Source organism: Daejeonella sp., from assembly GCF_044342615.1.
Lineage (GTDB): Bacteria > Bacteroidota > Bacteroidia > Sphingobacteriales > Sphingobacteriaceae > Daejeonella.
Genome location: NZ_JBIIPN010000083.1, coordinates 1 through 11,776, shown reverse-complemented (window position 1 = coordinate 11,776; position 11,776 = coordinate 1). Strand labels below are relative to the sequence as shown.

Genomic DNA, 11,776 nt, shown 5'->3' with positions numbered 1-11,776 from the left:
ATAAAAACAAGAATATATTTCATTTTCTTAAAATTTATAAATCCAATTTATGAAATATAACCGAATATTATTTTAACAAAAGAGGCTAAATTATTTAATTAAGAATATTTAATAATTTTTTTAAATCAGCGGGGGTATCAATTGCCTGACTTTCTTTATCTGTTATGGCACATTGTATGGAATAGCCGTTTTCAATCCAGCGTAATTGTTCCAAACTTTCGGCTAATTCTAAGTTCGATTGGGGCAGTTTAATGATTTCAGAGAGACTTTTATTTGTAAAACCATAAATCCCAATATGCTTATAAAAAGTATGCTCTTTAAGCCAAGAATTACTTTGTTTTCCTCTTAGAAAGGGTATTGTTTGGCGACTAAAATAAAGGGCTTCTTGTTTCTTGTTAAGAATCACTTTTGGAGTGTTTTCATTAAAAAGCTCTTCAGCTGAATCGATTATTTTAACCAGAGTAGCTATTTGAGTTTCTGATTTATCGAAGCAGGAGCAAAGAAGATCGATTTGAGAGGGATCAATCATAGGCTCATCACCTTGAATATTAATTAGAATTTCAAATTCTGGATATTTTGATGCCACTTCACCGCAACGATCTGTTCCACTAATATGATTTGAATCGGTCATAATACCATCAGCACCAAAGCTTTGCAAATGATCCATGATTCGCTGATCATCTGTAGCAACAATCACTTTATCAAGTTTGGTAGATTTTTGGCATTGCTCATAAACACGTTGAATCATGCTTTTTCCGGCAATATCAATTAATGGTTTGCCAGGAAAGCGGCTAGATTGAAATCGTGCTGGAATAATTCCGAGGGTCTTCATTTGCCAAAGAATTAATTGCTATTAAAATAATCCGTTGATTTCTCGTTCAATGCTATTAATTACAAAACCTAGATCCTCTGGTTTATTGGCAAAATCAAGTTTATCCTTATCTAAAACTAATAATTTACCTTTTGTATAAGAATCGATCCATTTTTTATACTTTTCATTAAGCTTAGAAAGGTAATCAATACGAATTCCAGCCTCATACTCTCTGCCACGTCTTTGAATATTATTTACTAAAGTTGGGACTGAAGCTTTTAAATATATCAATAAATCGGGTGGTTTGATAAATGAGGTAATGTTCTCAAAAATTGAACAATAATTTTCATAATCTCTAGAAGACATTAAACCCATATCGTGTAGGTTTTCGGCAAAAATATAAGCATCCTCATAGATGGTTCTATCTTGGATTATCTTTCTATCGGTATTTTGAAGTTCTAAAATCTGCTGAAAACGACTATTTAAGAAGTAAATCTGCAAATTGAAGCTCCATCTTTTCATATCGCTATAAAAATCTTCAAGATAAGGGTTATTGTCAACAGCTTCAAACTGTGCTTCATAACCCAGATGCTTCGAAAGCAATTCTGTAAGGGTAGTTTTCCCAGCCCCGATATTTCCAACTATGGCAATGTGCATGATGTTTCCTTATATATTAGCCTTTAAAGCTATAAATGTTTTTATTAAAAATTGTTATGATCAAACGATTTAAAAATTTTTAAATCCAATAATTTCACGAACTTCTCTAATTGTTTTTGAGGCACTTTCACGTGCTTTAATTGCACCAAAACGGGCTACCTGCCTTAAATATGTCTCATCTTTTGCAATTTCATTAATGCGTTCGCGCATAGGTGCTGTAGCAATAATCATATCTTCTGCCAATTGCTTCTTGAAATCTCCGTATCTAATTTCACATGTATTGTAAAGATTATCGAAGTGCTCATAAGTACTCAACGGTGATACAATCTTCATCAAATCAAAAAGATTTTGAATTGATTCTGGTTTTGCTTGGTTTTCTTCTGTTGGGCCGCTATCGCTAACCGCTCTCATTACCTTTTTACGGATAATTTCTGGTTCATCCGAAAGGTAAACAGCATTTCCTTCACCTTCTGATTTTCCCATTTTTCCTTTTCCATCTAAACCTGGTACTTTAACTAATTTTTCGGTGAAATTAAATGCAAATGGTTCAGGGAAGTATTCGTTATTATAAAGTCTGTTAAATCTATTGCCAAATGTTCTAGCCATTTCTAAATGTTGCTCTTGGTCTTTACCCACTGGGACTTTAGTAGCCTTATGGATTAAAATATCAGCAGCCATTAATACAGGATAAGTTAATAATCCTGCATTCACATTATCGGGATGTGCACGAACTTTATCCTTAAATGAAGTGCTTCTTTCAAGCTCACCTAGGTAGGCATTCATATTGAGATAAAGGTATAATTCAGCTATTTCAGGCACATCCGACTGGACATAAATAGTAGCTTTTTCAGGGTCAATTCCGGCAGCGAGATATTCAATTAATACTTGCTTCACATTACCATGAAGATCTTCAGGGGTAGGGTGTGTGGTTAATGAGTGAAAATCCGCTATAAAAAAATAGCAGTTAAACTCATTTTGCATCTGTACAAAGTTTTTTACAGCGCCATAGAAATTCCCTAAATGCAGTTTACCGGTACTGCGAATACCACTTACAACAGTTTCCATATCCGCGAAAGTAAGGAATTTTTCTGTAACAGAATCTCATTGTTATACTATTGAAGCTATAATTAAAAAGCTTCACAGAATTTCGTATTTTTGACATGATGAAAAGACTTTTTAAGAGCGTCCATCTTTATTATTTTCAGATTTGGCTTGGCCTATTTTTTACGAGCCTTTATCCTGTAATTTATTACTTTTCTCGTCATCCTGTAAAATTTCATGCCATGAATAGGATGCGTTGGATATTTAGTTATTTAAGCTCTCTTTTTTCTGGTTTTTTATTTAGTTATACCTTTGAGGAAAAGCTTGATTGGTCGAAAACATACATCATTTGTGCCAATCATACCTCTAATTTGGATATTACGGCCATCATTCTTTTAGCAAAACGAAATTATGTGTTCTTTGGAAAAGAAGAATTACTCGATAACTTTGTGACTGGAATTTACTTTCGAACTATTGATATTCCCGTAAATCGAGAGAGTAAAATATCTGCTTTTAGGGCATTTAAAAAGGCTGAAGAGAAGCTAAAGGATGGTAAAACTGTTGTAATTTTCCCTGAGGGAATGATTAGTGAGCATTATCCGCCAGTCTTGCAGCCATTTAAAAACGGTCCCTTTAGGCTAGCTATTGAGCAGGGAGTCCAAATTTTACCAGTTACCATTTGCAATAATTGGAATTTAATGTGGGATGATGGTAAACGATACGGTACTCGTCCCGGAATTTGCGATATTTGTGTTCATGCGCCCATCGATACTGCAAGTTTAACTACTGATGATGCTGATGAGCTGAAAAATAAGGTTTATGATATTATTTATAATCAACTAGATTCTTATCAGAAGAAGATTCAATAAAAATGTCTCTTCGTTTAATATAATGATTTTTATTCAATTATGAAAGTAAATTCGGAAACAATCGATAAAATCGCTCATCTGGCCAGATTGGAAGTTCAAGAGAATGAAAAACAAGGTCTTTTAGACGATATGAATAAAATTCTGACCTTCATGGACAAGCTAAATGAAGTGGATACTCAGGGAATAGAGCCTTTAGTTTATATGAACGATGAAGTTAATGTACTACGTGAAGATGAAGTAAAACAAGAGATTAGTACAGAAATGGCCTTAAGAAATGCTCCCAAGGCAGATGGAAAATTTTTCAGGGTAGCCAAGGTCATTAATAAAGCCTAATTTTAAAAATATTGTAACAAAATACATATACCGATAGTCTAAAAAATAAAAAAATGGCACAAGATTCCCTAATCACTTTAACAGACATTGGTAGGAAATACGTAATTGGAGCAGAAACTATTCATGCTTTAAAATCGGTTTCTTTAACTATAAATAAGGGTGAGTTTGTTGCTCTTATGGGTCCTTCAGGTTCTGGTAAATCCACCCTAATGAATATTCTAGGTTGTTTAGATACACCATCAAAGGGTGTTTATATCTTAAACGGTAATCAGGTTAGTGAAATGACCGACAGTGAGCTTGCCGAAATTAGAAATAAAGAAATTGGTTTTGTATTCCAAACATTTAATCTTCTTCCTAGATCTTCATCTCTCGAAAATGTTGCTCTACCATTAGTTTATGCCGGTGTTGGTCGTAAGGAGCGTGAAGAGCGTGCTCAAAAAACACTAGAAAATGTTGGTTTAGGGAACAGGGTTGATCATAAGCCAAATGAACTCTCTGGAGGTCAACGTCAACGTGTAGCTGTTGCTAGAGCCCTTGTAAACAATCCCTCGATTATTCTTGCCGATGAGCCGACAGGTAATCTAGATACTAAAACATCGGTAGAGATTATGGGACTCTTGGAAGAGATTCATTCTAAAGGAAATACCATTATTCTTGTCACACATGAGGAGGATATCGCTCAACATGCCCATAGGATTGTTAGAATGCGTGATGGATTAATCGAAAACGATTATCTCAATGAGAATGTAAAAACCGTTTCTCCACGTTTGGCTGATATGAAATCCAAAGATTCTGATTTTGAGAAAATTCAATAATTGTATTTTACTTGAATTGTATTCTTAATTTTTATCTATTCTGATTTTTATTTTGGTTTACACCCAATTTATGTTTTATAAATGTCAAAATAAGGGTATTAACATTTCCACAATCCTAATATTCTGCTTAATAATTCTTAATATCGCAATTGTTAAAAATGAATTCTGCTTTACCTAGAAATCTAACGATTAAAAAGAAATGAAAATCTATACCAAAACTGGAGATGAGGGCTTAACCTCACTAATTGGTGGGACACGTGTTCCAAAATATGATCTTAGGATTGAAAGCTATGGCACTGTTGATGAGCTTAATTCATATATCGGTATGATACGTGACCATGATATTGATATTTCTCAGAAGGATGTTCTAAAGGAGGTACAAGATAGGTTATTTACCATTGGTGCTGCACTTGCTTCTGATCCTGAGAAATCGAAAATGAAAATTCCAGATCTTCATCTTTCGGATATTACATTTCTTGAGAATCAAATTGATGAGATGAATTTGGTACTGCCTGAATTAAAGCACTTTATATTGCCTGGTGGGAGTCCGGTAGTTTCATTCTGCCATGTTTCTAGATGTGTTTGCAGAAGAGCAGAACGTATCATCGTTCACTTAAAGTCGGAAAGTTTTGTAGACGAAAAGGTAGTAGTTTATTTAAATAGACTAAGCGACTATCTATTTGTTCTTGCTAGAAAGTTGTGTTTTGATAGAAATGTACCTGAAAATCAGTGGTTTCCACGCGTATAAGTCAGGTGTTGAAAAATAATTAATTTTGTTATTTAATTTATTATACTTTTGCAAAAAATAGTATAAACCAAATTCTAAGAAATATGTATTGGACATTAGAATTAGCATCTCATTTAGAAGATGCGCCATGGCCGGCTACCAAAGATGAACTTATTGACTATGCAATTCGTTCTGGGGCACCAGTGGAAGTTATCGAAAACCTGCAAGCATTGGAGGATGATGGTGAGCCATATGAGAATATAGAAGAAATTTGGCCGGATTATCCCACAAAGGATGATTTCTTCTTTAATGAAGACGAATATTAAGATTTAACCCTGCACTAGCAGGGTTTTTTTTGTCCCATTTAAATCGATTTCAGGAGTCCTTTTAAACATTTTTAAAAGTTTAGTGTTATTATTTAATAGTTAAACTTAAAAATGAATTATGGGAAATTTACTTTATTTAATCGCAGTTATTTTGATTATAGCCTGGATTTTTGGCTTCTTTATTACCCCATTTGGCGGAGGATTAATTCATATCTTGCTGGTAATTGCTGTTATTGCAATACTACTTCGTGTAATTCGTGGCGGGACTGTTTAATGATTTAAATAATCGTATTTGTCAAATTCGGACTGGTACGATTATTTTTTTTTGATTTAAGTAGAATTCGGCAAGCTGAATATCTTCAGGGAAGGTGATTTTTATATTTTTACTTTCACCTTCAATGATATTTATTGAGATTCCTATGCGCTCTACAACTGAGGCATCATCAGTAAATTCGTTTCTAAAATCCTGATTATAAGCCTTGTTAAGAATTTCTGATTTGAATGTTTGTGGTGTTTGTACTAAATAGATTTCATCTCTATTTAATGATTGGCTCCTGTTGTCATTTTGTTGCCTCACAGAATCCTTGGATTTAATAGCTGCCACTGCATTTCCTAATTCTTCTGCTGCTAAAAATGAACGTGTAATTAGGTCATTACTTGCTAATGGTCTCACTGCATCATGAATTGCGATGATTGCTTTTTCTTTGACACAATTTATTCCGTTTTTAACAGAATGAAAGCGTTGTAATCCGCCTTTAACTAATTTATGAGGAATGGTGAAATTGTGTTTTAAGCAAAGATCTTCCCAAAAAGTGTGAAAATCTATGTTTAGGACAAGAATAATTTCTGGTTTTAGGTCTGAATGGTAGAAAGCTTCAATGGTATGCATTAAAACGGGCTTGCCATTCAAAAGCATAAATTGTTTGGGTATTTCCGATTGCATTCTGCTTCCGGAGCCTCCACCAACTATAATTCCGTAGTATTTCAAAGCTAAAAATCAGATATTATTAAGCGTTGGTGGATTGGAATTCACATTCTTTACCACCTAAGCAATTATATGATCAGCATGGCATCTCCATAGCTGTAGAAACGATATTTCTCTTTTACAGCTACTTCATAGGCATTCATTACATGCTCATAACCACCAAATGCAGCTACCATCATCAATAAAGTTGATTCTGGAGTGTGGAAGTTAGTTACCATGCTGTTTGCAATGCTGAAATCGTATGGAGGAAAGATAAACTTACTTGTCCAATCGTTTGCAGCTTTCAATTCTTTATTTGCAGATACAGCCGATTCAATAGATCTCATGGAAGTTGTACCAACAGCACAGACTCTTCTTTTTTCAGCAATCGCTTTGTTTACAATATCTGCGTCTTTTTGCTCAATGATAAACTGCTCAGAATCCATTTTATGTTTGGTTAAATCCTCAACCTCAACAGTTCTGAATGTTCCAAGTCCTACGTGTAAAGTAACCTCCGCAAATTCAACACCTTTTAATTCGAGGCGTTTCATTAATTCGCGACTAAAGTGTAAACCTGCAGTAGGAGCAGCAACAGCACCTTCGTATTTCGCGAAAATGGTTTGATATCGCTCTTTATCTTCAGCAGTTGCTTTGCGCTTGATATATTTTGGGAGTGGAGTTTCTCCTAGGATTTCAATATTTCTACGAAATTCTTCATCTGTTCCATCAAAAAGGAAACGGATAGTTCTTCCACGAGAAGTAGTATTATCTACCACCTCAGCAACTAGAAGGTCATCATCCCCGAAGTATAATTTATTGCCTACTCTGATCTTTCTTGCAGGATCTACAAGTACATCCCAAAGACGAAGTTCACGGTTAAGTTCACGAAGTAAAAAAACTTCAATTGTAGCACCAGTTTTTTCCTTATTTCCATATAAACGGGCAGGGAAAACCTTGGTGTTGTTTAAAATCATCACATCCTTTTCATCAAAATAGCCTAAAATATCCTTGAATATTTTATGTTCAATTGCTCCGGTTTTCTTGTCCAGAACCATTAAACGTGCCTCATCGCGGTTTTCAACAGGATTGTGGGCTATTAATGATTCAGGTAAATCAAATTTGAACTGAGATAATTTCATAATTATTTTTAATGGATTTCAGGGCGCAAATTTAGCAAATTAAAACCACATTTGTTTAATCAATAATGATAGAAATTTAGTAAATTTTAATTATATTCGTAATTCTTATAGCGACCTGTAACGTTTTTCTGTAAATTTGGTCTAATCTCGTATATGATATTTCTCAAACTATTAAAAGAGAGTTTTTTGTTTGCCTTCGAAGCTCTTAGGCAAAATAAACTTAGAACATTATTGTCCTTATTAGGAATAACAATCGGAATAATGACCATTGTAGGCGTTTTTTCTGCCGTTGACACTCTGCGTAATAATATTCAAAGTAGTGTTGAGAAATTGGGTAGTAATACCATTTATATTCAGAAATGGCCTTGGGTTGGCGGACCAGATTTTCCGTGGTGGAAATATATCAGCAGACCGCAACCTTCCTTGCGCGACTATAATAAACTTACAGAACGATTACAAACTGCAGAAGGTATATCATTTGAAGTTGGAATTGGCAATAGAACTATAAAATATAGAAATAACAGTATTGAAGGTGCAGAAATTAGAGCAGCATCTCATGACTATTATAAAGTTTGGAAATTTGATTTTCAAGGGGGGCGATATTTTACGGAAAGTGAATCAAAGAGTGGCAGACCAATTGCAATTATAGGTTATTCTATTGCCGATGGTTTGTTTCCAAATGAAGATCCGATAGGGAAGGTAATTACAGTTTTGGGCCGAAAAACTACAATTATCGGGGTTTTTACGGAAGAAGGGGAGGATATGTTAGGCGTTTCCGCGGATAAAACAGTTTTAATTCCGCTAAACTTCGCAAAAGGTGTGATCAAGGTGGAGGATGAACGCTACGGACCGCAAATTACGATTAAAGGCAGGGAAAATATATCTGTTGAAGAGCTTGAAAGTGAATTGAAAGGAACAATGCGATCCATTCATAGACTTAGTCCGAAAGATGATGATGATTTCTCCTTAAATAAAACAACAGTCCTGACTGCTCAACTCGACCAACTTTTTGGAATTATTGATTTTGCTGGTGCCTTTATTGGTGGTTTCTCCATTTTAGTGGGCGGCTTCGGAATTGCAAATATCATGTTTGTTTCTGTGAAAGAGCGTACCAATATTATTGGAATCCAAAAATCTTTGGGCGCTAAAAATTACTTCATCATGCTCCAATTCTTGATCGAATCAGTGCTTTTATGCCTTATGGGTGGATTTATTGGTTTACTTATTGTGTTTGGCTTGGCTTTTATTTCGAAAACTTTCTTTGATCTTACCATTGTTGTTGATATGAGTAAGGTTGTCTTAACAATTGTGCTTTCTACGGTAATCGGACTCGTTTCTGGTTTTATTCCTGCATTTAATGCATCAAGGCTTGATCCTGTGGAGGCGATTAGGAGTAAGTAAATCAGTTGTCTGTTGTCAGGCTGGGCGGAGAGGGATTATCGGTTTGCCGGTGGCTGAGGTTCTCGAAGCCGGGTTCTCGAAGCCAGGCGGAGAGGGGGCTCCTGCAGATTGCGCGGATTAGCGCAGATTTGAATTTCTCGCAAAGGCGCAGAAAGGGTATCAAATAATTCTCTTTGTTTTTGTGTTCTCACCAATCAATACATTAGTTGATGTTTTCATCACTTTTAAACTGTGAAATTAAGTTCAATGAAATTCTGTGGGATTTAACTGATATGCCTCTTTTTTAGGTCGCCAGCCTCAATACTGATAAATTTTTTCCTACCCTGAAGAACTTGGCTTCGAGAACCAAAGTCACCGGTAAAAGATGACGCTAGTCTAACCAAAAATTAGAACAAGGAATAAGGTGCAAAGAGTAAGTTCAAAAAATCTTTAACTAGCACAAAACATTTCAGATGTCGATAGCCTGATAACTGATAACGGCTAACTGATAAATTTTTCCTACCCTAAGAACAGGCTTCTAGAACCTCAGCCACCGGTAAAAGATGACGCTAGCCTAACTAACTAACCAACTACTAACCAACTACCAAAAACCACCTAATTTCCCCGCTTCCCTCATCAACTTTCCCTTATCAATCGGCACTACGCCAACATGTTCGCATACTAGTCCGCCAGCTAAGTTGGCTATTTCAGCTGTTTTAAGCTCATCTAGGCCTGCAGCAAGGCAAAGAGCTGCAGTTGCGATAACAGTGTCTCCAGCGCCTGAAACATCGGCGATATCGCGCTTGTGAGCTAGAATGTGCTTATTTTCTTTTTCAGAGCTAATGTAAACTCCATTTTCTGAAAGGGTTAACATGACTGATTTTGCTCCTAGAAGTGTTTTTAAGTCCTCAACCGCTTTTTTTACCTGCTCAATATTTTTAGGATCAAGATCTATTTTTAAACCTTCCTTTAGTTCTTTTAGATTTGGTTTGAATAAATCTACGCCTTTGTAAGAATTAAAATTTCGTTTTTTGGGATCAATGACAGTGATTATGCCTTTAGATTGAGCAAGATTAACCGTTTGACTAATCAGGTTTTCGGTGATAAGTCCTTTATCATAATCTTCAAAAATGATTGCATCGATTTTATGACCAGAGATAATTTGCTTGATTTTTTCGAATACCAAAGCTGAATCCGATTCATTTAAATTACTTTCCGTTTCGGCATCTACACGTACAATCTGTTGATTATGAGCGATAATTCTTGTTTTTACGGTTGTTGGTCTTGTCCCGATTTTCAGTATTCCTTGATCAGACAATCCTTGACTTTTTAATAGGGAAAGGAAGTTTTCGCCATCATAATCATCGCCAACAACGGCACATATTAAAGGAGTTGCACCAAGCGATTGGATGTTTAATGCCACATTTGCAGCACCTCCTAATCGGTCTTCCTTTTTAGTAACACGTACAACAGGAACAGGGGCTTCGGGAGAAATACGATCTACTTTACCCCAGATATAGCTATCGATCATAACATCCCCAATAATCAACACATTTAAGGAATTGAACTTTTCAAAGATGTTATTCATTTAGCTGTAGAATTAGAGTTTAAGAAGCGGGTTATTAGCCCGCTATTTGAAAAAATATTATTTTAAAGCTCCAAGAGCATTTTTGATACGTTTCATGGCTTCAACCAATTTCACATTTGCCGCGGCATATGAAAGTCTGATTGAATTAGGATCACCAAAAGAATCGCCACTTACTGTAGCCACATGTCCCGTATTTAACAGGTATAATGAAAGGTCTTCTGCATTTTTAATCAATTCACCATCTGGAGTAGTTTTTCCAAAAAATGAGCTAATTTCAGGGAAGAAATAAAATGCGCCAGCCGGTAAATTAACCTTCAAGCCTGGGATTTCTTTCAATAATCCAAATACAAGATCTCTACGTTCTTTAAAAACAGCTTTCATTTCATGAATAGTCTCTAAGCCGCCCTCATAAGCCGCAATACCAGCTTTTTGGGTAATTGAACAAGTCCCGGAAGTTATCTGACTCTGAAGTTTATCACATGCAGCAGCAATAGCTTTACTACTTGCTGAATAACCAATACGCCATCCTGTCATGGCATAAGCCTTTGATAATCCGTTGATTATGATTACTCTATCTTTTACAGAAGGAAATTGAGCAATTGATTCATGGTCACTTAAAAAGTTAATATGCTCATATATCTCATCAGAAATAATATAAATATCTGGATGCTTTTCGAAAACCTTAACTAATGAAGCTAATTCCTCACGGGTATAAACACTTCCGGTAGGGTTATTAGGTGACGAAAACAAGAATAGCTTTGTTTTTGGTGTAATTGCAGCCTCAAGCTCCTCAGCAGTAATTTTAAAATCACTTTCTAAATTAGTGTTAATAAGAACAGACTCACCTTCAGCAAGTTTTACTAACTCAGAATAGGATACCCAATATGGAGTAGGTATAATTACCTCCTCTCCAGGGTTTACGAGACTAAGTATTGCATTAGCTAAAGATTGTTTAGCTCCAGTAGAAACAACAATCTGGTCAAAATCATAATCCAAACCATTCTCACGTTTAAGCTTTGCTGCAATTGCTTTGCGCAATTCAGGATAGCCCGGAACGGGAGTGTAATAAGAAAAATTTTGATCAATAGCCTGTTTGGCTGCTTCTTTCACGAAGTCGGGTGTGAAA

Annotated in this window: 14 protein-coding genes; 7 read left to right on the top strand and 7 right to left on the bottom strand. The window is 35.5% G+C overall.

What is annotated here, in order from left to right; translation table 11 throughout:
- Positions 1-94 precede the first annotated feature (94 nt).
- The 3 genes from kdsB to trpS form a co-directional block, all read right to left on the bottom strand.
- Positions 95-832, bottom strand: a complete 738-nt coding sequence (kdsB, locus tag ACIQ0D_RS08355) for a 3-deoxy-manno-octulosonate cytidylyltransferase (protein ID WP_395804594.1) — start codon at positions 830-832, stop codon at positions 95-97.
- A gap of 21 nt (positions 833-853) precedes the next feature.
- The gene (locus ACIQ0D_RS08350; protein WP_291399476.1) at positions 854-1,468 is read right to left on the bottom strand and encodes a deoxynucleoside kinase; all 615 of its coding nucleotides are present in this window, start codon (positions 1,466-1,468) and stop codon (positions 854-856) included.
- 69 nt (positions 1,469-1,537) lie between these two features.
- Positions 1,538-2,533: a tryptophan--tRNA ligase gene (trpS, locus tag ACIQ0D_RS08345; RefSeq protein ID WP_395804592.1), complete on the bottom strand. Its 996-nt coding sequence runs from the start codon at positions 2,531-2,533 to the stop codon at positions 1,538-1,540.
- 218 nt (positions 2,534-2,751) lie between these two features.
- Between trpS and ACIQ0D_RS08340 the strand changes: the two genes are divergently transcribed.
- The 6 genes from ACIQ0D_RS08340 to ACIQ0D_RS08315 all read left to right on the top strand — a co-directional run bounded on the left by ACIQ0D_RS08340 (position 2,752) and on the right by ACIQ0D_RS08315 (position 5,853).
- Positions 2,752-3,378 carry a lysophospholipid acyltransferase family protein gene (locus ACIQ0D_RS08340; RefSeq protein WP_395804590.1) on the top strand — a complete coding sequence of 209 codons (627 nt, stop codon included), beginning with the start codon at positions 2,752-2,754 and terminating at the stop codon, positions 3,376-3,378.
- A 39-nt stretch (positions 3,379-3,417) separates the two neighbouring features.
- The gene (gene gatC, locus ACIQ0D_RS08335) at positions 3,418-3,711 is read left to right on the top strand and encodes an Asp-tRNA(Asn)/Glu-tRNA(Gln) amidotransferase subunit GatC (protein WP_395804588.1); all 294 of its coding nucleotides are present in this window, start codon (positions 3,418-3,420) and stop codon (positions 3,709-3,711) included.
- Positions 3,712-3,764: 53 nt separating this feature from the next.
- On the top strand, positions 3,765-4,526 hold the full coding sequence (locus ACIQ0D_RS08330) for an ABC transporter ATP-binding protein (RefSeq protein ID WP_395804586.1): 762 nt from the start codon (positions 3,765-3,767) through the stop codon (positions 4,524-4,526).
- Positions 4,527-4,725: 199 nt separating this feature from the next.
- The gene (locus ACIQ0D_RS08325) at positions 4,726-5,274 is read left to right on the top strand and encodes a cob(I)yrinic acid a,c-diamide adenosyltransferase (RefSeq protein WP_395804584.1); all 549 of its coding nucleotides are present in this window, start codon (positions 4,726-4,728) and stop codon (positions 5,272-5,274) included.
- Positions 5,275-5,357: 83 nt separating this feature from the next.
- Positions 5,358-5,579 carry a DUF2795 domain-containing protein gene (locus ACIQ0D_RS08320; RefSeq protein WP_002996718.1) on the top strand — a complete coding sequence of 74 codons (222 nt, stop codon included), beginning with the start codon at positions 5,358-5,360 and terminating at the stop codon, positions 5,577-5,579.
- Positions 5,580-5,697: 118 nt separating this feature from the next.
- Positions 5,698-5,853, top strand: a complete 156-nt coding sequence (locus ACIQ0D_RS08315; RefSeq protein ID WP_291399470.1) for a lmo0937 family membrane protein — start codon at positions 5,698-5,700, stop codon at positions 5,851-5,853.
- Positions 5,854-5,874: 21 nt separating this feature from the next.
- Here ACIQ0D_RS08315 and ACIQ0D_RS08310 read toward each other — a convergent pair whose 3' ends face one another.
- Together ACIQ0D_RS08310 and queA are read right to left on the bottom strand one after the other, a co-directional pair.
- Positions 5,875-6,567, bottom strand: a complete 693-nt coding sequence (locus ACIQ0D_RS08310; RefSeq protein WP_395804579.1) for a 2-C-methyl-D-erythritol 4-phosphate cytidylyltransferase — start codon at positions 6,565-6,567, stop codon at positions 5,875-5,877.
- Positions 6,568-6,632: 65 nt separating this feature from the next.
- A complete protein-coding gene (gene queA, locus ACIQ0D_RS08305; RefSeq protein WP_395804577.1) occupies positions 6,633-7,682 on the bottom strand; it encodes a tRNA preQ1(34) S-adenosylmethionine ribosyltransferase-isomerase QueA in 1,050 nt (349 codons plus the stop codon).
- A gap of 153 nt (positions 7,683-7,835) precedes the next feature.
- Between queA and ACIQ0D_RS08300 the strand changes: the two genes are divergently transcribed.
- Positions 7,836-9,083, top strand: a complete 1,248-nt coding sequence (locus ACIQ0D_RS08300) for an ABC transporter permease (protein WP_395804575.1) — start codon at positions 7,836-7,838, stop codon at positions 9,081-9,083.
- Between the two features lie 580 nt (positions 9,084-9,663).
- On the opposite strand, the gene ACIQ0D_RS08295 is transcribed toward ACIQ0D_RS08300, so the two are convergent.
- Complete coding sequence (locus tag ACIQ0D_RS08295) at positions 9,664-10,650, bottom strand: bifunctional heptose 7-phosphate kinase/heptose 1-phosphate adenyltransferase (protein ID WP_395804573.1); 987 nt, start codon at positions 10,648-10,650, stop codon at positions 9,664-9,666.
- 57 nt (positions 10,651-10,707) lie between these two features.
- On the bottom strand, positions 10,708-11,776 hold a 1,069-nt coding region (locus tag ACIQ0D_RS08290), incomplete at its 5' end, for a pyridoxal phosphate-dependent aminotransferase (protein WP_395804571.1).

Bases quoted from the DNA above. Each gene is read 5' to 3' on its own strand.
- kdsB (WP_395804594.1), bottom strand. From the start codon at position 832: ATGAAGACCCTCGGAATTATTCCAGCACGATTTCAATCTAGCCGCTTT.
- ACIQ0D_RS08350 (WP_291399476.1), bottom strand. From the start codon at position 1,468: ATGCACATTGCCATAGTTGGAAATATCGGGGCTGGGAAAACTACCCTT.
- trpS (WP_395804592.1), bottom strand. From the start codon at position 2,533: ATGGAAACTGTTGTAAGTGGTATTCGCAGTACCGGTAAACTGCATTTA.
- ACIQ0D_RS08340 (WP_395804590.1), top strand. From the start codon at position 2,752: ATGAATAGGATGCGTTGGATATTTAGTTATTTAAGCTCTCTTTTTTCT.
- gatC (WP_395804588.1), top strand. From the start codon at position 3,418: ATGAAAGTAAATTCGGAAACAATCGATAAAATCGCTCATCTGGCCAGA.
- ACIQ0D_RS08330 (WP_395804586.1), top strand. From the start codon at position 3,765: ATGGCACAAGATTCCCTAATCACTTTAACAGACATTGGTAGGAAATAC.
- ACIQ0D_RS08325 (WP_395804584.1), top strand. From the start codon at position 4,726: ATGAAAATCTATACCAAAACTGGAGATGAGGGCTTAACCTCACTAATT.
- ACIQ0D_RS08320 (WP_002996718.1), top strand. From the start codon at position 5,358: ATGTATTGGACATTAGAATTAGCATCTCATTTAGAAGATGCGCCATGG.
- ACIQ0D_RS08315 (WP_291399470.1), top strand. From the start codon at position 5,698: ATGGGAAATTTACTTTATTTAATCGCAGTTATTTTGATTATAGCCTGG.
- queA (WP_395804577.1), bottom strand. From the start codon at position 7,682: ATGAAATTATCTCAGTTCAAATTTGATTTACCTGAATCATTAATAGCC.
- ACIQ0D_RS08300 (WP_395804575.1), top strand. From the start codon at position 7,836: ATGATATTTCTCAAACTATTAAAAGAGAGTTTTTTGTTTGCCTTCGAA.
- ACIQ0D_RS08295 (WP_395804573.1), bottom strand. From the start codon at position 10,650: ATGAATAACATCTTTGAAAAGTTCAATTCCTTAAATGTGTTGATTATT.